This window comes from Daejeonella sp. (genome assembly GCF_017495225.1).
Lineage (GTDB): Bacteria > Bacteroidota > Bacteroidia > Sphingobacteriales > Sphingobacteriaceae > Daejeonella.
Window position 1 is genome coordinate 1 of sequence record NZ_JAFEIG010000002.1, and the last position, 25,557, is coordinate 25,557.

22 protein-coding genes are annotated in these 25,557 nt (G+C 33.8%); all 22 read left to right on the forward strand.

Features of this window, described 5'->3' with window-relative positions:
* The first annotated feature begins 675 nt into the window (after window positions 1–675).
* The 22 genes from QZ136_RS00255 to QZ136_RS00360 all read left to right on the forward strand — a co-directional run bounded on the left by QZ136_RS00255 (window position 676) and on the right by QZ136_RS00360 (window position 25,556).
* The gene (locus QZ136_RS00255) at window positions 676–1,212 is read left to right on the forward strand and encodes an ArsR family transcriptional regulator (RefSeq protein ID WP_291399311.1); all 537 of its coding nucleotides are present in this window, start codon (window positions 676–678) and stop codon (window positions 1,210–1,212) included.
* On the forward strand, window positions 1,209–1,703 hold the full coding sequence (locus QZ136_RS00260) for a UpxY family transcription antiterminator (protein ID WP_291399312.1): 495 nt from the start codon (window positions 1,209–1,211) through the stop codon (window positions 1,701–1,703). The genes QZ136_RS00255 and QZ136_RS00260 overlap by 4 nt, the downstream gene beginning before the upstream one ends.
* A gap of 166 nt (window positions 1,704–1,869) precedes the next feature.
* Window positions 1,870–2,727 (forward strand): RhuM family protein, encoded by an 858-nt coding sequence (rhuM, locus tag QZ136_RS00265; RefSeq protein WP_291399313.1) that lies wholly within the window; start codon window positions 1,870–1,872, stop codon window positions 2,725–2,727.
* 398 nt (window positions 2,728–3,125) lie between these two features.
* Window positions 3,126–4,244 carry a GDP-mannose 4,6-dehydratase gene (gene gmd / locus QZ136_RS00270; RefSeq protein WP_291399314.1) on the forward strand — a complete coding sequence of 373 codons (1,119 nt, stop codon included), beginning with the start codon at window positions 3,126–3,128 and terminating at the stop codon, window positions 4,242–4,244.
* 202 nt (window positions 4,245–4,446) lie between these two features.
* Window positions 4,447–4,761: a nucleotidyltransferase domain-containing protein gene (locus QZ136_RS00275; RefSeq protein ID WP_291399315.1), complete on the forward strand. Its 315-nt coding sequence runs from the start codon at window positions 4,447–4,449 to the stop codon at window positions 4,759–4,761.
* Window positions 4,728–5,150: an HI0074 family nucleotidyltransferase substrate-binding subunit gene (locus QZ136_RS00280; RefSeq protein WP_291399316.1), complete on the forward strand. Its 423-nt coding sequence runs from the start codon at window positions 4,728–4,730 to the stop codon at window positions 5,148–5,150. Before QZ136_RS00275 ends, QZ136_RS00280 begins: the two co-directional genes overlap by 34 nt.
* Window positions 5,151–5,417: 267 nt before the next feature.
* The gene (fic, locus tag QZ136_RS00285) at window positions 5,418–6,299 is read left to right on the forward strand and encodes a protein adenylyltransferase Fic (RefSeq protein ID WP_291399317.1); all 882 of its coding nucleotides are present in this window, start codon (window positions 5,418–5,420) and stop codon (window positions 6,297–6,299) included.
* A gap of 573 nt (window positions 6,300–6,872) precedes the next feature.
* Window positions 6,873–9,380 (forward strand): SLBB domain-containing protein, encoded by a 2,508-nt coding sequence (locus tag QZ136_RS00290; RefSeq protein ID WP_291399318.1) that lies wholly within the window; start codon window positions 6,873–6,875, stop codon window positions 9,378–9,380.
* A 367-nt stretch (window positions 9,381–9,747) separates the two neighbouring features.
* Complete coding sequence (locus QZ136_RS00295) at window positions 9,748–10,806, forward strand: lipopolysaccharide biosynthesis protein (RefSeq protein ID WP_291399319.1); 1,059 nt, start codon at window positions 9,748–9,750, stop codon at window positions 10,804–10,806.
* A 56-nt stretch (window positions 10,807–10,862) separates the two neighbouring features.
* A complete protein-coding gene (gene pseC / locus QZ136_RS00300; protein WP_291399320.1) occupies window positions 10,863–12,017 on the forward strand; it encodes a UDP-4-amino-4,6-dideoxy-N-acetyl-beta-L-altrosamine transaminase in 1,155 nt (384 codons plus the stop codon).
* Between the two features lie 243 nt (window positions 12,018–12,260).
* Window positions 12,261–13,280, forward strand: coding sequence for a UDP-2,4-diacetamido-2,4,6-trideoxy-beta-L-altropyranose hydrolase (pseG, locus tag QZ136_RS00305; protein ID WP_291399321.1), 1,020 nt, complete (start codon window positions 12,261–12,263; stop codon window positions 13,278–13,280).
* Window positions 13,281–13,290: 10 nt separating this feature from the next.
* On the forward strand, window positions 13,291–14,157 hold the full coding sequence (locus QZ136_RS00310; protein WP_291399322.1) for a formyltransferase family protein: 867 nt from the start codon (window positions 13,291–13,293) through the stop codon (window positions 14,155–14,157).
* On the forward strand, window positions 14,154–15,206 hold the full coding sequence (gene pseI / locus QZ136_RS00315; protein ID WP_291399323.1) for a pseudaminic acid synthase: 1,053 nt from the start codon (window positions 14,154–14,156) through the stop codon (window positions 15,204–15,206). Before QZ136_RS00310 ends, pseI begins: the two co-directional genes overlap by 4 nt.
* Window positions 15,206–15,913, forward strand: coding sequence for a pseudaminic acid cytidylyltransferase (gene pseF, locus QZ136_RS00320; protein ID WP_291399324.1), 708 nt, complete (start codon window positions 15,206–15,208; stop codon window positions 15,911–15,913). The genes pseI and pseF overlap by 1 nt, the downstream gene beginning before the upstream one ends.
* 46 nt (window positions 15,914–15,959) lie before the next feature.
* On the forward strand, window positions 15,960–16,847 hold the full coding sequence (locus tag QZ136_RS00325; RefSeq protein WP_291399325.1) for a class I SAM-dependent methyltransferase: 888 nt from the start codon (window positions 15,960–15,962) through the stop codon (window positions 16,845–16,847).
* A gap of 2 nt (window positions 16,848–16,849) precedes the next feature.
* On the forward strand, window positions 16,850–17,986 hold the full coding sequence (locus QZ136_RS00330) for an N-acetyl sugar amidotransferase (RefSeq protein WP_291399326.1): 1,137 nt from the start codon (window positions 16,850–16,852) through the stop codon (window positions 17,984–17,986).
* Entirely contained in the window at window positions 17,983–18,618 is a 636-nt protein-coding gene (hisH, locus tag QZ136_RS00335) for an imidazole glycerol phosphate synthase subunit HisH (RefSeq protein ID WP_291399327.1), read from the forward strand. Before QZ136_RS00330 ends, hisH begins: the two co-directional genes overlap by 4 nt.
* Window positions 18,611–19,480 carry a HisA/HisF-related TIM barrel protein gene (locus tag QZ136_RS00340; protein ID WP_291399328.1) on the forward strand — a complete coding sequence of 290 codons (870 nt, stop codon included), beginning with the start codon at window positions 18,611–18,613 and terminating at the stop codon, window positions 19,478–19,480. The genes hisH and QZ136_RS00340 overlap by 8 nt, the downstream gene beginning before the upstream one ends.
* Window positions 19,477–20,718 (forward strand): N-acetyl sugar amidotransferase, encoded by a 1,242-nt coding sequence (locus QZ136_RS00345; protein WP_291399329.1) that lies wholly within the window; start codon window positions 19,477–19,479, stop codon window positions 20,716–20,718. The genes QZ136_RS00340 and QZ136_RS00345 overlap by 4 nt, the downstream gene beginning before the upstream one ends.
* A gap of 192 nt (window positions 20,719–20,910) precedes the next feature.
* Window positions 20,911–22,362, forward strand: coding sequence for a hypothetical protein (locus tag QZ136_RS00350; RefSeq protein WP_291399330.1), 1,452 nt, complete (start codon window positions 20,911–20,913; stop codon window positions 22,360–22,362).
* A 31-nt stretch (window positions 22,363–22,393) separates the two neighbouring features.
* Window positions 22,394–24,634, forward strand: a complete 2,241-nt coding sequence (locus QZ136_RS00355; protein ID WP_291399331.1) for a hypothetical protein — start codon at window positions 22,394–22,396, stop codon at window positions 24,632–24,634.
* 304 nt (window positions 24,635–24,938) lie between these two features.
* Window positions 24,939–25,556 carry an FkbM family methyltransferase gene (locus QZ136_RS00360; protein ID WP_291399332.1) on the forward strand — a complete coding sequence of 206 codons (618 nt, stop codon included), beginning with the start codon at window positions 24,939–24,941 and terminating at the stop codon, window positions 25,554–25,556.
* Window position 25,557 lies beyond the last annotated feature (1 nt).

Sequence of the window (25,557 nt, forward strand, 5' to 3'; positions counted from 1 at the left end):
AGTATAGCGCCCCTTCAGGGCTAGGATTGCCTAGGCGTATAAAATGCCTTCATATCGTTATCCTAGCATTTAAGTCCCAAACTTATGAATACCGTCATTTCGAACATGCCAAACAAATTGTTCTTAGTTAAATATAGTTGTCTGGCATGGAGAAATCTTATGCTATGAAACACGTATCTTGCTTTCCGCACCATTCATTGACGTTATGAGGTGCCCGGATTTCTCCACTCATCACAATTGTAATAATAACACGCTTACAGTCGAGTGTTCGAAATGACGGGTGTTATTTGCGTTTTTTACCCTGAATGTCACCCTGAACTCGATTCAGGGTCTCCACTCATCATGTTTTAATTTAAATAACTATATCCTAATCGAGTGTTCGAGATGACGGGTGTAATTGACGTTTTTTACCAGAATGTCTCTCTGTGTTTAACTCAGCGTCTCTACTCCTCACGCTCGTACTAAAACTAATCCCTAATAAGTGTTTAAAATGAAAAATTGGTTAAATTTATTTCTTTTTAATAAAAAATATTATAAAAATTAACGTTAATATCCTATATTTAGCCGCTCAAACAGGATTGCCGAGCATTAACTAATTATTTTGAAATTAATTTTTGAATCAATAATAATTTCATATTTTTGATGAACAATGAGTATTAAAACTACTCAATAAGCATGCTCGAAAGTCTCATTACTTCTAAAACAAGAATTAAGCTTTTGCTAAAATTCTTCTTAAATATCAATAATCAAGGCTATTTACGTAGTCTGGAGGCTGAGTTTAATGAGAGCACCAATGGTATCCGCCAAGAATTAAATCGTTTTGAACATGCCGGTTTATTGCTCACCGAATCAGAAGGAAATAAAAAATTATATCGCGCTAATACTGGGCATCCTTTGTTCAAGGATCTCAATAGCATCATTCTAAAATTTGTTGGGGTAGAGGAATTGATTGAACGAGTTATCGACCGACTAGGAAACGTGCAACAAGTTTATTTAGAAGGACGTATAGCGCAAGGTTTAGAATCAGATATCATTGATTTACTGATTGTTGGTGATGATATCGATCGCAATTATCTGAGTGCTTTAGTAGAAAAGACTGAGCCACTCTTAAAAAGAAAAATTCGTTATCTAGTTTTTAATGAATCAGATGCTGAAGTTTATGTAGAGCGTCATTTTAAAGACTTGGTATTAATATTTAATAGTCCTGAATGAAGTGGTACGTATTGTACACCAAATCCAGATCCGAGAAATCGGTTGCAGATAAGTTAAGCTTATCTGGATTTGAAGTATATTGTCCCATTTTAAGAAGGAAAAAACAGTGGAGTGATCGCTGGAAGTGGGTAGAAGAGCCTTTATTTCGCTCTTATTGCTTCGTGCAAGTATCCGACATTGATCGCGAAAGGGTGTTAAGCATACAAGGGGTAGTCCGATATGTTTTTCATTGCGGCAAACCCGCCACCATTAGAGAAAAAGAAATGGAGCTACTTAAAAATTGGCTCCAAGAATATGATCATGAAAGCATTGAAGCGCAAAGTTTCCATGCCAATGATCGAATAATAATAAAATCGGGCGCATTACTCGATAAACAAGCTCAAGTACTAGAAAGCAAAGGGAATTATCTCACGCTTCTCCTACAAGACCTTGGTTTACAGGTAAAAGTCGATTTGAGAAAGAATGTTGTTGAGAAGGTAAAAGGGGTTTAGTGAGGGTGGTTTTTTAAAAATTAATCGGTTCGAAAATGGGACTGAAGGGGCGAAGCCACGCGCGGAGCGCAGTATGCGCGAAGGGCGCAGTTAGCTTTGTCTTTATCAGACTGGGCGGAGAATGGGGGATTGCTAATTTTGAGAAATTGATTTTCGATTAATATTAATGAGTGCAAACCAGGTTATTTTATATCAAGATAATTCGCTTTCTAGTTCTATTGAGGTTCTCATAGAAGATGAAACAGTTTGGTTAACGCAATTACAAATGGCTATTTTGTTTAATGCTACTAAGCAAAATATAAGTTTGCACATTAATAATATTTTTAAGGAGGGGGAGTTAGAGGAAAACTCAACTGTCAAGGAATACTTGACAGCTCAAAATGAAGGCAGACGAAAAGTCAAGCGAAAAGTTAAATTATACAGTCTTGATATTATTATTTCGGTTGGTTATCGCGTTAAATCAAAGACAGGTACACAATTTCGGATTTGGGCTAATTCTATATTAAAGGATTATTTACTCAAAGGCTATGCACTTAACCATCGTGTAGAAGTTATAGAGAAAAAAATCAATTCTTTAGAAATAAAAAATAATGAGTTTGATTTAATCTTAAAACCAAACTTACTTCCAAATCAAGGTATATTTTATGATGGACAAGTTTTTGATGCGTATGAAATTGTATCAAGAATTATAAAGTCAGCTCAAAAATCTATTGTATTAATAGATAATTATTGTGATGAAAGTGTTTTATTATTACTTTCAAAACGATCAGCAAAGGTAAATGCTACAATATATACAAATAAAAAAGATTCCGTATTGGAACTTGATTTAAAGAAACACAATCAACAGTATAATCCCATTTCAATTCAGATTTTGAAAAAATCACATGATCGTTTCTTAATCATCGACAATAAAGAATTATATCACATAGGTGCGTCCTTAAAAGATTTAGGAAAAAAATGGTTTGCTTTCTCCAAATTACAGTTGCCAATTGCTCCTTTTTTAGAACAATTAGTTAAACAATAATTGTCTGAACCATGATTGATTTGATTAAGATGATTTTCATGAATATATTGGATGAGATGTGAGATGTGAGATGTGAGAAATTCCCGCAGTTCTTTTCTCCGCCCAGTCTGACAACAGCCAACAGCCAACTGATTTTTATGTCGCTAGTCTGACAACTGACAACTGACAACCAATCAAATTGTCTGAACCATGATTTGTGAGATTAAGATGATTGATGAGATTTTTAACGGATAATAACCCGAATATTTTTAACCTTAGATGTCGCTTGTCTGACAACTGATAACCGACAACTGATAACCGATAATAGAGATATGAGATTTGAGATGTGAGAAATTCCCGCAGTTCTTTTCTCCGCCCAGACTGACAACCGATAACTGATAACTGACAACCGACAAACAATGAAAACCGCCCTCATCACCGGCATCACTGGCCAAGATGGCTCATATTTAGCAGAATTACTCTTAGAAAAGGGTTATTTTGTGCATGGTATCAAGCGTAGAAGTTCCTCGATTAATACCGAGCGAATCGATCATCTTTATCAAGATCCACATGAGGAGAAGCTCCGTTTTAAATTGCATTATGGCGATTTAACCGATTCAACTAATCTGATTCGTATCATCCAAGAAACGCAGCCGGATGAAATTTATAATCTAGGTGCTATGTCGCATGTGAAGGTATCTTTTGATTCTCCTGAGTATGTAGCAAATGTGGATGGAATAGGTACTTTAAGAATTTTAGAGGCGGTTCGTATTTTAGGTTTAGAGAAAAAAACACGTATTTATCAGGCATCCACGTCCGAATTGTATGGCGGACTCCCTGAAAATATGAACGAGAAAGGCTTTTATGATGAATATTCGCCTTTTTATCCGCGCTCTCCTTATGGAGTAGCTAAAATATATGGCTTTTGGATTACCAAAAACTATCGCGAAGCCTATGGTATTTATGCCTGCAATGGCATTTTATTTAATCATGAATCTCCGCGTCGTGGCGAAACATTTGTTACGCGTAAAATCACTCGTGCTGCGGCCAATATCGCTTTGGGACAACAGAAATGCCTTTATTTAGGTAATTTATCCGCTCAGCGCGATTGGGGACATGCTAAGGATTATGTGGAAGCGATGTGGTTAATCTTGCAACAGGAGAAGCCGGAAGACTTCGTAATTGCAACAGGTATAACCACTACCGTAAGGGATTTCGTGAAAATGAGCTTCGCCGAATTGGGTATTGAGATTGAGTTTAGTGGGAAAGATGAGCAGGAGAAAGGTGTAATTATAGATGTTGATGAGGCTAAAGCAGCAAGCTTGAAGCTGAATACAGATCATTTAAAAGCTGGGACTACAGTTATTCGTGTAGATCCGAAGTATTTTAGACCTACAGAGGTTGATTTATTGATTGGAGATCCAACAAAAGCGAATACGCAATTGGGCTGGAAACCGAAATATGATTTGGCTGGATTGGTGAAGGAGATGGTGGAAGGGGATTTGAAGGTGATGCGTTCTGGGTCAAGCCCGGAATGACAGAGGGTGCCGGGTCAAGCCCGGAATGACAGCAGCTAGGTTCGGTAGGTAAGGTGCATGGCGCTTAAAAAAATCAATTTGAAATTTAAAACGCTGTCATCCCGAAACCTGTTCTTCAGCAGGTGAGGGACCTTCCGAAGGTCAGAAACCTTAATTAAAATATCGATGTTAAAAATAAGAAGCTTCCAAAGAAAATAAAGCAATGCAATTGGATTATTTGGACATCGTTAAGAAAATAGTTTTAAAAAACATACCACAGAATGAATTTGCCGTATTCCTTTTTGGAAGCCGGGCAGCAGGTAATGCAAATTCTTTATCAGATATTGATATTGGATTTCTAGGGACTGATCCATTACCGATTAGTATTTTGGTAAATCTAGAGTCAGATCTGGAGGAGAGTATAGTTCCTTTTAAAATTGACCTTATTGATTTTTATCAGGTGGATAAAGATTTTAAAAATGAAGCCCTAAGTAATGTCCAAATATGGAATTGTCCGAAAAATATAAAATTGAATTAATTAATCTTCAAAAAGCTGTTTCCTCTTTAGAATCTGCTTTAAATGCCTCATTTGAAAACCTGGGTAGCATTGGTAATGATTTAATTAAAAATGGCAAGATTCAAAAATTCGAATACTGTGCTGAGCTTGCCTGGAAGATAAGCAAAATGTATTTAGAACTTTCTGAAGGTATTTTGTCTAATTCTCCAAAAGGTGTTTATAAAAGCATGTTTCAGTCAGCACTTATCACTGAAAATGAATTCCTTGCCTTGTTTAAGACCATCGAAGATCGGAACCTGTTGAGTCATATTTATAAAGAAGAAATGTATCAATCGGTATATGAAAATCTTCAACCCCATTTAATAGCATTTAAGACATTGATAGGCAAATTAGAAAATTTACCGCGCTAATGGGGGTATTGAGATTGCTTTGCTCGCACTGATTGCCGGGTCAAGCCCGGAATGACAGTGGCTACGTTCGGTAGGTATTTGCATGGCGCTTAAAAAAATCGGTGTCATCCCTAAACCTGCCCTTCAGCAGGTGAGGGACCTTCCGAAGGTGAAAGCCCTTCCGCAGTTGAGGGACCTTGGTTAAAACCCGGTCAAGTCAAGAATAACAGGTAATCATTCTAAAATAAAAAGCCATTCAATTTTAGAATAACGAGTAGCTAACAATTAATGAGTAGCACAAAAATATCCATTCGTTTTTTTGACAATCGTGAGGTGCGAGCGGTTTGGGACGAAGAAAATGCCAAATGGTGTTTTTCGGTGTTGGATATTGTAGGCGTGCTTACTGACCAAAACGATTATTCAAAAAACCGTAATTATTGGAAATATCTTAAAGCCAAATTAAAGAAAGAAAACAGTCAAGTGGTTAGTGCCACTACCCAGTTGAAATTTCTTGCCCCAGACGGTAAAAGACGATTATCCGATGCGCTCGATTATCAGGGAATAATTGCCTTAGGTAAAGAGTTCCCAAGTAAAAAAGCAAACCGATTTATCGAATGGTTTACCTACAGTGAAGAAAGCATAGACGGAAAAAGCAAGACAAAAGCTTATGCCCTGTTTGAAAGCTCTTTTATTAACAATATTGAGGTTGGCACTACTAAAGGTTTACAACAAATTCACGCCTATCTCTTTGGTGGATTGTACGATTTTGCAGGACAAATCAGACAAAAAAACATTTCAAAGGGTGGTTTTCAATTTGCTGTTTCTCGTTTCTTGGACGAAACATTAAAGCAAATAGAAGCAATGCCCGAAGCTACCTTTGACGAAATCGTTGAAAAATATGTAGAAATGAACATTGCCCATCCTTTTATGGAAGGTAATGGAAGAAGCATGAGAGTATGGTTAGATCTGATACTTAAAAAAGGTATTAAAAAATGTGTAGACTGGAGTGAGATAAAAAAAGCTGATTATATGAACGCAATGATGTTAAGTCCAACGAACAGCAAGGTCCTAAAAAATTTGATCAATAATGCCCTGACCAACAAAATCAATGACCGTGAAATGTTTATGAAAGGTATCGACTATTCTTATTATTATGAGGAGAACGATTGAGTTTTCGGGATGACACCGCTTTGAATTTGAAATTAAATTTTTAAAACGCTATGCACCTGTCATCCCAAACGTAGAGAGGGAACTTTTTTTAGGACAAGACAGACATTGGTTTTAAGCGCCCTGTCTTTGCGAGGGTTAATTAATGTTATAAAAATCAATATAAATGACGTTAAATTGCAATGCAATAAATTTTCAACTGATTGATTTTATTTATTGCAATGGATTGAAATCCGTTGCTACAAGATGGGTCGTCCCGATGGGACTGGTAAATAGTTCAATACTGGTAAATACATAAAAGAGCCAAGGCTCGACCCATATTTTAAGGCAGGAATTTATTCCTGTTCTGTACCCATGTGAACGGTAAATGGTTCGTCATTGAAAGGGTTAATTAATGTTATAAAAATCAATATAAATGGCCTTAAACTAGCACTGAACATAAATTTCAACTGATTGATTATTAATGAATTATAAAAAATGTCAATGCTAGGAGGCACGACGAAGCAAACTCATTTTAGCAAGGAACAAAAACATTACCACAATTTCCATAACTTTACGGAATTGAAAAATTTTACGATGAACAAACTTTTTAAACTATTAAGTCTTTTACTCTTCTTAAGCATCTCCATGCCGGTTTTGGCGCAGGTAAATCCTCAAAACCTAAGCAATGTTCGTGTGGATGAGTTGAGTGATGATCAGGTGCGTGCATTCATGCGCCAGGTGGAGTCTAGCGGTTTAGGTGATGCGCAGCTAGAGCAAATCGCGCAAGCTCGTGGCATGCGACCAGAAGAGGTTAAAAAGCTTCGCGATCGTGTAGAAAAATTAAAATCTGGTGCCAAGAAATCTGCCGCTAATGCGGATCCTAATAAAGTATCAAAGAATGATAATGGCCGTAGCTTAAACTACGAGCAAGATTCCATACAAGTTGAAAAAGACCCCGAAACTGAAGCCGAAAAAGCCCTTTTAGAGCTTCGCGCGAAGATTTTCGGTGCCGACCTATTCAAAAATAAAAATCAAACCTTTGAACCAAACCTCAATATTGCTACTCCTAAAGGCTATATCATCGGTCCCAATGATGAATTATTAATCGACATCAGTGGAAATTCTGAGGCTTCATACGAATTAAAGGTAAGTCCTGAAGGTTTAATAAAAGTAGAATTTGTAGGTCCCATTCCGGTAGCTGGCTTAACGATTGAAGCCGCAACCGCACGCATAAAATCACGTCTTTCTACGGTGTATGCCGGAATGAGAGATGGTAGCACCCGAGTAAACGTTGCCATTGGCAGCATACGCAGCATCAAAGTAATTTTAACGGGAGAAGTAAAAACTCCTGGGACATATACGCTTCCTTCTTTGGCTACGGTGTTTAACGCTTTGTATTCATCCGGCGGACCGACAGAAAATGGTTCTTTTAGAGCCATTGAATTGATTCGCGCAGGCAAGAAAATTGCTGTTTTAGATATCTATGAATTTTTAATGAAAGGCGAAATTGCCACTAATTTAAAATTACAAGACCAAGACATCATCCGTATTCCTGTTTATCAATCTCGTATAGAACTAGTTGGGGAAGTTAAAAGACCAGGTATTTATGAATTGAAAGCTGGCGAAACTTATGCCAATCTCTTGAATTATGCCGGTGGTTTCACTGAAAATGCCTATCAGGCAAGAGTGAAAGTTCTGAAAAATACCGATACCGAACGTAAGATTGCAGACCTAGCAAAAGAGCAATTTGCTAGCTATCAGCCAACCACAGGTGATAAATATTTTGTAGATCGTGTTTTAGAGCGTTTTACTAACCGCGTGCAAATTGAGGGTGCAGTTTTCAGACCAGGTGCTTATGAATTAGAATCTGGTATGAAGCTTTCTCAATTAATCCAAAAAGCAGACGGATTAAAAGAAGATGCTTTTATGTCTAGAGGCTATATCACCCGACTAAAATCGGATAATCAAACTCAAATCATATCATTTGATGTAGCAGCCATCATCTCAGGTAAAACCCTAGATATCAGCCTTCAAAGAGAAGATATCATCAGTATTTCCTCCATTTTTGATCTTAAAGAAGAATATAAAGTAAGCATTGATGGGGAAGTTAGAGAACCCGGAGAATTTAATTACGCACAGAACATGACCCTCGAAGAATTAATCATTCAGGCGGGTGGTTTCTCCGAAAGTGCTAGTCCGCAGCGTGTAGAAATCTCAAGACGTGTAAAGTCTTCTGATCAAAATTCTGAGCAAGCTAAAACTGCCGAAGTTTTCCAAATCAATATTGAAAAGGACCTCAATCTCTCTGTTCCAAAATTTGAATTGCAGCCTTTTGATATTGTATCAGTACGTAGCTCTATTGGCTATGAGATCCAAAGACAAGTAAAAATTGAAGGAGAAGTGCTTTACCCGGGTATGTACACCATAAGCAATAAGAATGAACGGGTTTCCGACTTGGTAGAACGTGCTGGTGGTTTAACCGCTCTCGCTTATACCAAAGGTGCTTCTTTAAAGCGTGAAGGGGCTACTAAAGTAAGGGGGCTCGATAAAAATGATGCAAAAGCGCAGGCACAATTGGCTGAGGAGGAGAAATTAAAATTGAATAAATTGAAGCGTTTACAAGAGACTGCAATGGATTCAACCGCCACGATTAAGGATGAAGAAGTCCTTAAAAATGTATATGTGGGCATCAATTTGGAGAAGATATTATTAGCACCTAAATCTTCTGCCGACTTAATTTTAGAAGAAGGAGACGTATTACGTATCCCAAAAGAATTACAAACGGTGAAGGTGAATGGAGAAGTACTCTATCCTGTTACCACCAGCTATACACAAGGAAAAACTTTTAAATATTATGTATCTCAGGGTGGTGGCTTCTCTGAACGCTCTATGCGTAAACGCGCTTATGTAATTTATGCGAATGGTTCTGTAAAAAGCACAAGAAAGGTGTTTTTATTCAATAATTTTCCGAGTATTGAGCCAGGTGCAGAAGTTTTTGTACCTAAGAAAGAATTGAAGAAACCAGTTTCTGCAGGTGAGATTGTAGGTATTTCAAGCGCCTTAGCATCTATGGCAGTGATTATTTTAAATTTGGTTAAATAAGATATTAACATATTTATTATTTAATTTATTTAAGAATTATTAGGAGTTTATATTTATTAAACAATAACTTAAAATCATTTTTAAAGTAATTGATTATCTTATTTAATTGTCTAAAAGTACAACTTCATTAAACTAATAACTTATTAGAATAATTTGAAACTTCATTTTGTGACACTTCAATTTTATTTGCATAATAATAAGTTTTGTTTAAAAAAAATAATCTGTAGTGGTTTAAACAATTATTAAAGAACAATCCGATCTTCTACGTGATAATTTAGGATAAATCTAAAACTAAAAGAATTTGTTCAAATTTCCCTTTTGTAGCTTATCTGTTAGCCTGTAACTTTTATTAGAATTACTAGATATTATGTCTGAAATAAAAATAAACAAAAATGATAACTTTAGTGATGAGGTATTACTGAAAGATGTCATTATAAAAATTAGAATATGGTTTAACTATCTATACTCTAAATGGTATTTTATTTTACTAGCTGTAATTATAGGCGCCTTTCTTGGATTGGGTTATTCATATACTTCTAAGCCAGTTTTCATTGCTGAAACTACATTTGTTTTAGAAGATGAAAACTCAGCCGGAGGAATGGGGCAAATAGGTGGGCTAATTGGACTAGTTGGAATAGAGAGCGGTAGTGGTGGGATTTTTCAAGGGGACAATATATTCCAATTATATAGGTCAAATAAACTGGTTGAAAAAACTTTATTAACACCGATGATGGATGGTACCGGGTTGTTGGTAAAAAGATATATTGACTTTATGAATTTAGATGAGAAGTGGAGATCTAGGCCTGAATTACTTAAAATTGATTTTCTTAAACAACGAGGTGTTAGGGTTAGGGATAGTATAATTATAGAAATTATAAATGATATAAATAAAAACAATCTTATTGTTTCAAGACCAGATAAAAAACTTAATGTTATTAGTGTTAAAATCAAGTCATCTGATGAAAAATTTTCGAAAGAATTTGGTGAAGCTTTGGTCAATAATGTAAATCAATTTTATATCGAAACAAAAACTAAGAAATCGTTACAAAATTTGATTATTCTTCAGAAACAAACAGATTCTGTACGAAGCGTTCTCAATGGAGATATTAAAGATATAAGTTACACAACAGATGGAACTCCCAATATCAATCTCTCTAGACAAAAACTACGAGTACCAGTTCAACTTACCCAAATTGATATTGAGGCAAATAGGACAATATTAAATGAATTAGTTAAAAATTTGGAAATGACTAAAATGAGTTTCAGAAAAACAATGCCATTAATTCAAATTATTGATAGTCCTATATATCCTTTAAAAAAAGAAATTGTTAGTAAAATAAATTCTTCTATTTTAGGGGCATTCTTAGGAGGCGTTTTAATAGTATTTTTTTTTACAATTCGATCCGCTCTGAAGAATATTTTTTAATCCTCTAGAGTTATTTCAATATACATTTTTAATCGCAAAAAATTAAAGATATTTTCATGAAAATAATACCATACGGCAGACAAAATATAACACAAGAAGACATTGATTCGGTTATTGAGGTTTTAAAATCCGATTTACTTACCCAAGGACCTCGTATAAAAGAATTTGAAGATGCTTTTGCCGAATATATAGGCTGTAAATATGCAGTAGCTGTTTCAAACGGGACAGCGGCGTTACACCTCTGTGCTTTGGCATTAGGAATTAAAACAGGAGATAAAGTAATAACTACTCCGATTACTTTTGCAGCTTCGGCTAATTGTGTCAAGTATGCTGGAGGGGATGTTGTTTTCGCTGATATTAATCCCGAAACATATCTCTTGGATATTAATGAAGTGGAGAAGCTTTTAAAAGAATCTCCAAAGGGTACTTACAAAGGCATTATTGTTGTCGATTTTGCAGGAAGGGCTGCAGATCTCGAAAAGTTTAGGGAATTGGCAGATAATTACGATTGTTGGATAATTGAGGATTCTTGTCATTCACCAGGTGGTTTCTTTCATGACAATAGCGGTGTTAAGCAAAATTGTGGTAATGGGGTATATGCAGACTTATCGATATTTTCTTTTCACCCGGTAAAGCACATAGCTTCAGGCGAAGGGGGGATGATTACTACTAATTGTCCTGATTTATATAATAGGTTATGTAATCTCCGCACGCATGGAATACAACAAAATCCAGATTTAAAAATCTTTAACCATGGACCTTGGTATTATGAAATGCAGGAACTGGGTTATAACTATAGATTAACCGATTTTCAAGCTGCATTAGGAAGAAGTCAGTTGAAGCGAGCTGAAGAAGGTTTAAAACGCAGGATTGAAATAGCATCAAAATATGAAAAAGCTTTGGCTGATAAAGATTATGTTATTCGTCAGACTGGAGTTGTTGAGGGGCATGCTTACCATTTATATGTTGTAGAATTTAAAGATAGAAAAGGGCTTTATGAATATTTGCGAGAAAAAAGTATTTATACTCAAATTCATTATATACCAGTTCATTTAATGCCTTATTATCGTTCCTTTGGTTCGAAAGAAAATGATTTCCCCAATTCAGAACTTTATTATGAATCTTGTTTAAGTCTACCAATGTATCCAACATTAACAAACGCTGAGCAAGAGTATGTTTTACAGTCTATTAATGAATATTATAATTGTTAACTCTGCATATTCGGTTTTTAATATCTTAAGAGATTTTAATTATATCTCAGTCTTAATTAATTTTTATCAAAAATTAATACTCAGATTATATACTTTAAATATTCATATATAAGACATTCAACAGATATTTTGTTTTACTCCAGTTTAAAATTTAGAATGTTTTTGTTGTATTAAAACATTAAAATTTTTATCCATCATTTTAAATTAGTGTTTCAAATTAAATTGTTCTATTTCCATTAAAAGATGTCTGGCAAATTAATATTTAGAGTAAATGGAAATAATGAAATTGGGCTTGGACATTTATATAGATGTTTAGCTCTTGCAGAATTAGTAAAAAGTAAATTTGAATGTATTTTTGTCACTGAAGCAATACCTGAATCCTTGGTTTTGCAAATAACTGATTCATATCGTTATTTTAAGGTTCATGAGGAAAATGACTTTTTGCTATATGATGATTTACTTGAAAAGGGAGATGTAATAATTCTAGATGGCTATAAGTTTGATTATTACTATCAGATAAGATTAAGATCCTTTGAGGTAAAACTAGTAATTATTGATGATTTTGTTGCTTTGAACTACTCTGCTGATGTTATTATTAATCATGGAATTAGTAATTCTTGTGGATATAATAGTGTTATTAATGATTTATGTAAAGTATATACAGGTTTTGAGCATGTAATTCTAAGAAAAGTATTTTTAGAGCAGACATTTATTCATAAAACTATAGAAAGTATAAATACTTTATTTATTTGTATGGGAGGAGCTGATCCTTTTCAATTAACGCAAAAGGCTTTGAATTCGGCTTTAAAATCACGCCAGTTTAGGCGTATAATAGTTGTAACAGGAGCAGCATTTAATTTTAATTCAACTTTTAGGGATTTAATAAGTAAAAGTTGTTTAGAAATAGAAGTAAGTCATTATCATAATATTTCAGACAGTATTATGGCAAAATTGATGGGTCAAGCACAAATAGCAATTTGTCCCTCCAGTACGATATCTTTAGAGGCCTGTTGCATTAGGATGGGATTGCTTACTGGCTATGGGATTGATAATCAAAGGGCTATACATAATCAATTGATTGAAAGGGAATGTGCTATAAGCGTTGGAGATTTAAATGATATAACAGAAGATAAGTTAATACACGCAATAAAAAAATTGAGCAGAGTAGATGTAGTTCGAAAATTAATTTCTAATCAAAAAGAAATTTTTGATGGATTATCATCAAAAAGAAATTTTGAAATTTTTAGTGAACTTGCTATTTGATTTTTAAAATATGAGAATTGGACTTCTAATTAGTGGTGAATTGGGACACATTTGTTTAACTTCTATATCCCAAGATCACAAAGTCATGTTTGTTTTAACAGACCTAAATTCTGTTGAAATTCAAAAATATTGTGTTAATAGTTTTATACCTTTTTTTACTGGTAATCCTAGAAATGGTAGGGGATATAGTTTTTTGAGTACAATTGAAGTTGATATAATTTTATCTATAAACTATCTTTTTATTGTAGAAAATGACATTATAAAGCATCCTTCTAAATACGCTATAAATTTTCACGGTTCAAAACTTCCTAAGTATCGTGGAAGAACGCCGCATGTGTGGGCGATAATAAACGGTGAGGATGAGATAGGTGTTACTGCACATTTGATCACTGAAGAATGTGATGCTGGTGCTATAGTTCATCAAGTTCCCTTAAAAATAGATAAAGACTGTACAGGTGCTGAGGTTTTGCGAAATTTTTGCAGTGTATATCCTGTTATGGTGCGAGAAGTGATTGAAATGATTGAAGGAAATAGAATTAAACTAATTAACCAAATACATAGTCATGCTACTTATTTTAGCAAGAGAACTCCAAATGATGGGTTAATCTCTTGGAATTGGCAGAAACAAAGAATAAATAATTGGGTTCGAGCTCAGGCAAACCCTTATCCTGGTGCATTTACATATTTGAAAGATACTAAAGTAATCATTAATAAAATTATATATTCGAAACTTGGATTCGACAATTCTTTTGCGAATGGATTTGTGCTCTGTAACGGTGAAAATCCTGTTATAAAAACCCCAAATGGTGCTGTCGAATTAGTTGATTATCAGATTTTGGGTAATGTGAAATTTGAGGAAGGGGATATTTTATCATGAATGATATTAAAATAGGAAATGTAACGATTGGTTCTGCTTTCAAGCCATTTATAATAGCAGAAATGAGTGGTAACCACAATCAATCGCTCGAAATGGCTTTGTCTATAATAGACAAGGCAGCGGAATCGGGTGCCCATGCGGTTAAACTTCAAACATATACTCCAGATACCTTGACTATAAATGCTTCCCATGGGGAGTTTTTTATCAAAGATCCTAAGTCTTTGTGGAAGGGTAAGAATCTGTATGATTTGTATAGTGAAGCATTTACGCCTTGGGAATGGCATGAAGCTTTGTTTAAGCGTGCAAAAGAAAATGGAATTATCTGTTTCAGTACTCCATTTGATGATACTGCAGTGGACTTTTTAGAGGGCTTTGATATGCCCATATATAAAGTTGCTTCATTTGAAAATAATCATCTTCAACTTTTAAAAAAAATTGCAAAAACTGGAAAACCCGTAATTATGAGTACTGGGCTATCTACACTTGCTGATTTAGAAATTGCCGTAGAAACTCTAAAAAGTAATGGATGCAATGATATTGTTTTACTTAAATGTACTAGCACTTATCCAGCAACACCTGAAAATACGAATCTTAAAACTATTCCACATTTAAAGGAATTGTTTAATTGCCATGTAGGTTTATCAGACCATACTTTAGGTATTGGTACATCTATCGCATCGGTGGCTTTAGGAGCTACGGTAATAGAGAAACACTTCTGCTTAGGAAGAGCAGAGGGGGGGGTAGATTCTTCATTCTCTATGGAGCCTCATGAATTTAAAATGCTTGTTGAAGAAAGTGAGCGAGCTTTTCTTAGCTTGGGCCAAGTAAAATATGGAATCTTAGAAGATGAAAAGAAAAGTCTTACTTTTAAGAGATCTATATATATAGTGGCAGATATGAAGGAAGGTGATATTTTTACTGAACAAAATATCCGAGTTATAAGACCAGGTTTAGGCTCGTCTCCTAAATATTATTATGATTTCTTGGGTAAAGTGGTTAAAAGAGATGTTAAAATGGGTACTGCATTAACGTTTGATTTAATTGGATAATGAGTAAAGTTCTAGCAATTATTACTGCAAGAGGTGGAAGCAAAAGGATACCAAGGAAAAATATAAGAAATTTTTTAGGTAAACCCATTATTTCATACTCTATAGAAGCTGCAATAGCATCTGGGATTTTTGACGAGACAATGGTTTCTACTGACGACATTGAGATTGCCGAGATAGCTAAAAGTTTTGGAGCAATTATACCGTTTATGAGATCAGAAGCAAGATCGAATGATCATGCTAATACAGTTGAAGTAATTACGGAGGTTTTGGAAGAGTATAGAAAAAGGGGAAAAGAATTCGAGTACGTTGTTTGTATTTATCCAACAGCCCCTTTTATTACTGCAGAAAAGCTTAGAAATGCATATGATCTCATTCTGCGGTATGATGCGAAATCTGTTGTTCCAATTGTACGTTATAGCTTTCCAATATTAAGGTCCTTTAAAATTGAAGATGGTTTAGTCAAAATGAATTGGCCCGAATATATTAGCGCGCATTCTCAAGATTTACCCCCAGCTTATCATGATTGTGGGCAATTTTATTTTTTGAATACAAGTCAATTTATGATTGAAAAGAAGCTATTCACAGATCTAACTATACCAATCGAAATGCCTGAATCAGAAGTTCAAGACATTGACAATGAGGAAGATTGGAAGTTGGCAGAAATTAAATACAAGAATATATTATGTAAAAAAAGTAAAAATGATTAATTACTGAGTTTGCTTATATAAATAACAATAATTTAACAATTTCAATATGAGATCAATTAAAAAAATAAAAGAAATATTTGAAAGTGGTCAAAATGTAATGGAATTTCTCCGTGACAATAGTAATGGTAATGATATTGACTCGATTTTAATCAGTTATGATCTTCAAGCAGGCTCTTACATAGAATTTTCTAAAAAGAACAAAGATTATATTGACCGTTATACAAATAGTATCTCCGCTGTTATTAACGGATTGGGCTCTTTTGGCAGTATTATGGAAGTCGGCGTGGGAGAAGCTACAGTTATGTGCCCACTTATGAAGAAACTTAATTTGTCTAAAAATGTGGATAAGTTTGGATTCGATATTTCATGGTCTAGATTGCGTTATGCGCAACAATTTTGTAAACAAAATGATATGAATATCAATCTTTTCTTATCAGACCTTTTCCATATTGCTCTTCCGGATAATTGTATTGATATTATTTATACATCACATTCACTTGAGCCAAATGGTGGGAGGGAAGAGGAAGCACTAAAGGAACTGTATAGAGTAGCTTCAAAATATATAGTTCTCTTAGAGCCTGATTATACCAATGCTACTATGGAAGGAAAGAATAGGATTATTAAGCATGGTTATGTTAAAGATTTAGAAATTCATGCAAAAAATCATGGTTTTAAAGTGGTTGAGCATAAACCATTTGATGTCTTTACTAATCCTTTGAATCCTACGGCATTAACAATAATTCAAAAAGATTCTAGTGTTGATAAAGTGCAGTCTGAATATGTTTGTCCAATCACTAAAACATCTCTTGAAAAATTTGACAACGTGTATTTTAGTGAGGAAAGCGGGTTGATTTATCCTATTATTAACAATCTTCCCTGTCTCCTTGAAAGTAGCGCTGTAGTTGGAACGCACTTTAAATCATTTAACAAATAGCTATGTTCCTTAAATATTGTAAGCGATGCTTGAATGTATCTACGCGTCCCAATATTATCTTTTCAGAAGATGGATTATGCCCGCCTTGCAAAAATTATATTCCAGAAAGTCAAATTGATTGGGACAAAAGAAAAGAACAACTTGAAAAAATTATAGCGTTCGCTAAGGAAAACAATCATTCAGGTTATGATTGTGTTGTGGGTGTTAGCGGTGGTAAAGATAGCACAAGACAGGCATTATTTATAAAGGAACATTTAGGTCTGAAACCTCTTTTAGTTTCAATGAATTACCCTCCAGAGCAAATGTCACAAAATGGAGCTGACAATCTTAGCAATTTGATCCAACTCGGGTTTGATTGTATAAATATAAGTTGTTCACCGGTCATTTGGAGAAACTCAATGAGACATGCGTTTTTGAAGTTTGGTAATTGGGCTAAAGCTACCGAATTAGCACTTTTTGCTAGCGTGCCACGACTGGCGATTGCTTATCAAATACCTTTGATTTGGTGGGGTGAAAATGCTGCTGCTGTGCTAGGTGATCTTGCTGTTATGGGCAAAGACCTAAGCGACGGGAATCGCCTCAAATACAGTAATACTTTGCAAGGAGGAAATCTGGATTGGCTCTTAGAGCATGATCTGGAGAGAAGTCAATTATTACAGTATATTTACCCATCCGATGAAGAGATGGAAAGAGCTCAAATTCGTATAGTGTTTATGGATTATTTTATGCGCGAATTTTCACATTTTGCTAGCAGTAACTATTCTGCAGTCAGAGGTCTTTTCATTAGGGAATCTAACCCAATTAAGAACCCTGATTATTTTGGGACATCTATGTTAGACGAAGATTTTATAAATGTTAATATGTTTATTCGATACTTGAAATTTGGGTTTAATAGGACTACTGATTTAGTCAACGAAGAGATAAGGTATGGCAGAATGACTAGGGATGAGGGTATTGACTTAGTAACTAAATATGATGGAAACTATGACCCTGAAATTGTTGAAAAGTTTTGTGAATATATAAAAATTGGGAAAAGCGAATTCTGGAATAACGTTGATAAACATGTCAATTATGAATTATTTGAGAAAATAGACATGGGGAAATATATTCCAAAATTTAAAGTTGGAGTTGGATTATGACTAAGCTTTTGATAAATATTATTGACTATGGAGTAGGTAATACTCATTCTATAGCGCATGTTCTCAAGTATTTGGGATATAGTGTTAGAATAAGTGATAACCATGATGAAATTAAAAATGCTGACGCTTTGATTCTCCCTGGAGTGGGTGCTTTTGATGTGGCCGTTAGCAACTTGCGCGCTAATGGATTAGAAGAGTTATTGAATGAACTTGTGCTCGTAGAAAAAAAACCCATTTTGGGTATATGTCTCGGTATGCAATTAATGGCTACATATTCTGAAGAGTACGGGTATCATAAAGGGCTCGATTGGATAAAAGGGTGCGTCGTCAAACTCGAAACTTCTCCTGAATTCTTGGTGCCCCATGTTGGATGGAATAATATTTTACCAGTACAGAAAGAACCATTATTTAGTAGAGCTGATTCAGAAACAAACTTTTATTTTGACCATAGTTATTACTTTAAAACGGACGAACCAAAGGATATCGCTGCTTATGTTAATTATAGTTTTGATATTACTGCAGCGGTCCAAAAAGACAATATCTGCGGTGTTCAGTTTCATCCAGAGAAGAGCCAAAATAATGGACTTAAATTATTTAGGTCTTATATAAATTCTATAGAACAATATGCTTAAAAAACGTCTTATTGCCATACTCCCTCTGTTTAATGGGATAGTTGTACAAAGTATCAACTTTAACAGGTATTTGCCAGTAGGAAAGCCTGAGGTATGCATAGATTTTTTGAATAAATGGGGAGTTGATGAAATTGTTGCAATAGACATTACTGCTAGAAGGAAACACTCCACAGTCAATTTTGAACAAATTAAAAGAGTGTCAGAGTATTGTTTTGTGCCACTAACTGTGGGAGGTGGAATAAATGAAATTGAAGATATAGATAGACTTTTACAATGTGGTGCTGATAAAATTTCCATTAACAATAATTTATTTAGCAATCCAGATTTAATTTCCAAAGCGGCGAAAAAATATGGAGATCAGTGTGTAGTAGCTTCTATTGATGTGACTAAAAATGAAAATGGCTATTACATTTATAGCTATTTATCTAACCTTGTGACTAATATTCCTCTGGATGAGGCTTTAAGAATTGCAATTGGTAGTGGTGTTGGAGAATTACTCATCAACGCTGTACATCGAGATGGAACATATAAGGGCTATGATATCGAATTATTTAATGAAGTCTGTTCTAAAGTGAGGGTGCCTGTGCTTGCATGTGGAGGGGCAAAAAATGCTTACTGTATGATTGATTTATTTAATAAAACAAACGTTAGCGCTGCTTGCGCAGGTAATTTTTTTCATTTCTCAGAACATAGTGTTAATACTTCGAAACGTTTATTAATAGATAATAAAATAGGGATAAGGCTCGAAACTCACGCGAACTACTGTCTTAATAGTTTTGACTCCAATGGAAGATTGTTAAAGAAGTCAGATGAAACACTAGAAAAACTTCTGTACCTTAAAATAGAAAAGGAAATTATATGAGATACTGCAAACGATGTTTGTATAATGAATTGCACCCTTTAAACCTGGTTATAGATTCAGAAGGGATATGTAGTGGTTGCCGTATACACGAAGAAAAGGATAAGTTAGATTGGGGAAAAAGAGGTCAAATATTGGGGGATATTCTTAGCAATTACAGGAATTCTACTGGCAATAATTATGATTGCATTATACCGGTTTCAGGGGCTAGAGACTCTTATTTTATAGTTGACACTATTAAAAATGTATATGGTATGAATCCATTGCTTGTAACTTATAATAAGCACTACAATACTGATGTAGGGATTCGAAATCTAGCTAATTTGAGAATTAAGTTCGATTGTGATATTATGACACTTACGGTTAATCCGGAGACCGTTAAGAAGATAACAAGGTCCACTTTCCGAAGATTTGGAAGCATTTATTGGCATTGTTTAGCAGGACAAACAGTTTATCCTGTTCAAATGGCTGTAAAACTTAAAATACCGTTGATTATCTGGGGTGTTCACCAGGGTATTGACCAAGTGGGTATGTTTTCCCATACAGATGAAGTTGAAATGACACGTAAGTATCGGAAAGAGCATGATTTGATGGGTTACGAAGCAGAAGACTTGGTCGATTTAAATTTCGATAATTTAACTACTGATGATTTGCGGCCTTATTTTTACCCTGATGACAAGGAGATAGAACATGTTGGAGTTAGAGGGATATATCTTAATAATTATGTAAGATGGGATTCAAGGGCTCAACATGAAGATATGATTAAAAAATTCCAATTTGAGTCACTATCGCAAACAAGAACGTTTGATTCATATAATGATGTAGACTGTTGGAATTACTCTGATATTCACGATTACATCAAACTTGTAAAGTGGGGCTATGGTAAGGTATTAGATCACAGTTGTCGCGAAATACGATTAAGACGAATGACAAGAGAAGAGGGTATCAAACAGGTTTCTAAATATATTTTTAATAAACCAGCATATCTAGATTTATTTCTTGAATGGATTGGAATTACAGAAAATGCATTTCATTTTATCTTAGACCAACACCGTAATAAAATTTTTTGGCGGAGAAATACACAATGGGAATGGGAGTTTCTCCAAGACATACTTTCCTTTGGGACAAAATCTGATGATTTAGATCAAGCTGGGGTTTTTTCTGAATTTAAAATTACTCCAGTAGGTGTTAGTACAGATAATAGCAACAATTACATTTTGATTGGTAAAGGCTACTCATAAATAAAAACGAATATTAATCTCTTGACTTGTTTTTTTTTAATTTATACAAGTTGGATTATTTTTATCTTTTGAGTATAAAACCTTTTTTGATATTTTAACTTGGGAATCAATTCTTATTATTCAAAATACATAAAAACATACCTCTGGCAGGGAGTTTCGTTTATACTTCGCTTCCTATCAATGTTTATTGTAATGCCTTTTTTAAGTAAATCTCCAGGGACTTATGGTATTTATGCTATCTGTATTTCGATAACAATATTTCTGAGTTACGCTGACTTAGGCTTTTTAAGAGCAGGGCAGAAATATGCCACAGAGTCGTATGCAAGAGATGACCGACAGAGTGAAATGAAGTTTATTGGCTTTGGGGCATTTATACTGCTGCTTTTTTCGCTTGTTTGTGCAATTATTTTCTTCTTTTTAAGTTTAAACCCTGAGATTCTGATTAAGAATCTCGGCAATCATGAGAAAATTAAAATAGCTTCAGATTTGCTTCTGATACTTGCGTGTTTCACTCCTATAACGGTCCTACAGCGTATATTTTCAATGATTTTTGATATAAGACTTGAAGGTTACATAATTCAGCGACTTATTTTATTTTCGAGTCTAGTTTCTATTTTATCGGTTTTTTATTTTTTCAGAGAAAATAGTTACGAAATAGTACTATACTTTCTTTTTTTACAAATATTAAACCTCTTAGTAGTAATTGCTAGCGCATTTCTTATAAAAAAAAGATATGAATATGACTTTGTGAAATTGTTAAAATATACTAGGTTTAATCATGAAGTTTATGTTAAAGTAAAGGGGTTAGCATATTCAGGTTTGTATGTTATGGTTGTCTGGATTATTTTTTACGAATTAGATCAAATAGTAATTGGTAAGTTTCTAGGTGTTGAAAAGGTTGCTTTATACTCCATAGCTCTTGTAATTTCTACGTTTTTTCGATCAATATTTGGTATTATATTTTCTCCATTTTCCGTCCAAGCTAATTATTATGTAGGCAATAATGATAATACGGGGTTAAAAAGTTTTTGTCTTCAAATGTACTCCTTATCTGCTCCCGTGGTAATTCTGCCAACTATTGCATTTGCATTGATATCTAATTCGCTTATAATTACATGGGTAGGACCCTCGTATACCGAGAGTATTAAGCTTGCAATTCTTTTTTCACTTTTGTTTTCTGCATGCTTTATTTCATACACTAGTAGTATGATTCTTGTAGCTACTGTTCGTGTTAAAGAGATGTATATCATTGCAACAATTCAGGCTTTAATATTCTGGATAGGAGTTATCACAACCTATTCCTTTTTGGGGCTTTTTTCATTTGCCCTATTTAAATTGATAGCTACTTTTGTTTCAGAGATATATTATATTTTCATATTGAGCGATTTTGTTAAATTAAGCATTATTGATTTAATAGTTAAGGTAGCCTATCCTATTTTAATTCCATTAATATTTTTAATGTTGTCGCTTACGTTTGCAGTTGAGTTTTTCCCTAACACAAAATCTAGTTTAAATCTTTTAATAGTTTTAGGAACTACAGGTCTCTGCCTAGGCATTAGTTTATTTTTATATTATTTTACTTCTTTGGAATTTAGAAATTTCACAAAAGGTTTTGTTTCAAACATTTTAATAAGCAAAAGTTAAAAACCATTTTTCATCTCTAGATTCATATTACATGGAACTCTTATATATTACAGATATATCTCAGATTAAATTCATCTTGGATGTTTCTCCTAACTTACTGGTAAAATTTACTCCAATAACTGGCGACTTAGTTGTTTCTAATGAACTAGAAAATCTTGGGATTAACTTTATTGATGAATGGGATTATTTGACTCCAAAAACTATTGAGTCCAACTGGATTTTATCCAATAAATTAACAAAATGTTGGACTAATGAGGCAGGTATTGACCCTGTTTATTACGAGGATATATCACTTAGTGAATGTGCAGGTCAGGATTTGGCATATTCTTTCGAAGCAGCATTGAACGCTAGGGTAGTTTACGAGAAAATAATAGACACACATAATGTCACTCGTATTGCAGGTTTTTTTTTGCCGGAAATAGCAGTTATTAGAACTGGACCATTTCCAACTCATCGTGCAGTTCGTTCAATTTCTCAAGCTGTGCTATTTTGGATTGCGGAATCTAGAAATATTCCAGTGGAGAAATTAGAATCTACCTACAATCTTTCTAGTGGGATTATAAAACGTAAGCCGCTAGTTGGAAAGCCTTCCACTAAATCGAACATAAAAATTAAAAAGAGTGTTGAGAAAATTGCACTTGTCTTAACAGACGGATTAACACAAGACGAATACAATGCTTTAAAATTAACTTACAATAAATTAGATAAATGGGATATAATTACAGTTACTAAAGATGATATTAAAAATATTGCGGCCCTTACAAATGATCGGTGTGAAGATCCTTTAAATACTTTACAAACTTTTTTATCGTCATATCAAAAATATAGTGGAGATTTTCCTGAGATCTTTGGAAATTTTTATTTTAATTTTCAATTTGAAGGCCTTTTGTCTGAGATTGGTATCGCCTCTCGGCTTTCACATCCATTTTCAGCGTTTCTTGATATTTTGAAGCCAGCTGTAGTAATATTTGGCCATGAAGCTTTTACAATAGAATCCGTATTAGTTGAAATATCTAAGAAAAAACAAATACCTACTGTTTCATTGTTTCATGGTGGTTTAGGTCCGAAATTTTGCTTTAAAGGGTTAGTTGGTAAATCTGACCATATTATTGTTTGGAATCATTGGGATAAGGATATATTACAATCATATGGTGTTGATTCTGATCGTATAAATATAATTGGATCAATTAGGTACGAGCAAAAGTATAGAAGTGAAAATTTAAGTAAAACGGTTCTTGATTTTAATAATAAAGACATTCGATTGAGGAGCTTGGGTTTAGATCCAAATGCTTCTGTGGTTGTTTTATTGACTGCGGCTATTAATTGCGGATTTGCTGCTCCTATTTCAAATCCTAGGCAACATAGAAATGCTTTGAAAGATATTATTGGGTTTATCAAGAGAAGAGCGGATCTTCAATTTATAATAAAGCCACATCCAAGTTTTGATTATTATGATTTATATAGTAATTTAATTAAAGCAAAATTGCCCAACTTATATTTTTTTGAGGAACTAACATTTGACGAAGTTATAGGTATAAGTAGTTTTAGTATATTAATAAACTATTTTACAACTGCGGCATTAGAATCTCTTATTAATAAAACTCCCGTAATTTTTTATCAAAATGCAGTTTATCCATTATCTGACTGGGAATGCAGTATTGTTGATTTGGACATCATTGAGGTTGGTTCAATTTCCGCTTTGGAAAGCTCAATTGATGAGTTAAATAAATCCGTAACAAGCAGATTAAATCTAACCAATAATACCCTCATAGTTGAAAAAGTAATTGGAGTTTCAGAAAAAACAGCCATAGTTAGATTCACTGACTTCATTAATCAGTTGGTTATAGGCAAATGCGATGGGGAGAGAATAGGACGATTGAAGGTTAACCCAATGGGATTTTTAACAGATCAACAGGAAATTTTCGAGAAACGTTATACTAAAAGTGAAATTTTATTTGTGGTTTCCTATATTTCTGGAGCTTTAAAAATTGGGTTGAATTCACTTTTTACGAATAAATTTTCTTTTTCATCTAAAGAGTGGGTTATTATATTTATGTCATACATATATTCAAATAGGAGCAATTCTATTTCAAAAGACTGGAAGTCTGCTTTATTTTTATTAGGATTTATTTTGACACATCCTAATATTTATCTTAGATTAGATTTCAAAAATAGATCAAAAATTAATGAGTTCATGGTTTTAAACGGAGTTACTAATGATTATTTAATAAGTAGGCTTAAAAGAGTTTACATACGACTCTCTAAATATTAACCTATAATGAATATATTTTTCAAAATAATTTAACTGGCTAGTTCTGCAAACACAAAGAGAGTCTATCTATCAGCTTAGAATTGATAATGATTTATGGAAATTAAAAAAGAGAATTTTTAAGTATTATTCTAAATTACCATCTCAAGTTATAACTAACGGGGAAAAAGAAGTTTTAAAATTTTTAGAAATTCATAGTGTTACTAATATTCCTTATAGCTTTCAATTTTAATATTACCCTAAAAGTATAATTGTTCAAACGGACGAGCAGTCTGGGCTAAAATATACGATTTATGAGAATAAAAAATTGTTTTTTAAAAGGAGTTGGTCAGAAGAGAAAATCAGGAAATATTTCAATGAACTTTTGATTGAACAAGATATAAGATCACCTCACCTTTATTTAACCAATGATTTTAACATTACAGAAGAAACTACTATCGCTGATTTAGGTGTAGCAGAAGGAAATTTCTCTTTAAGTGTTGTGGAAAAGTCGAAATCGCTTTATTTGTTCGAGGCTGATAGTGAGTGGATTGAGGCTTTAACGGAAACTTTCGCCACTTGGAAGAATAAAGTAACAATAATTAATAAAATGGTATCTAATATAAATGATTCCGAGCATCTAAGTTTGGATGTGTTTTTTGAGAAAAAAGCAGCATTAAGCTTTTTAAAGATTGATGTTGACGGTGCAGAAAAGGTAGTTATGGAAGGTGCAGAAAAAATAATCACTGAACAAATTCCTCTACAAATAGCTTTATGTACCTATCATAAGCAAGAAGACGAGGGCATATACACTTCATTATTAAACAAAAAAGGTTTTCAAGTTGAGGCTTCTAAAGGGTTTATGATTTTCATAAATGGAGGTTTGAAATTTCTGAATAAACCATTCTTTAGAAGAGGATTAATTAGGGCCTCTAAATATGATTAAA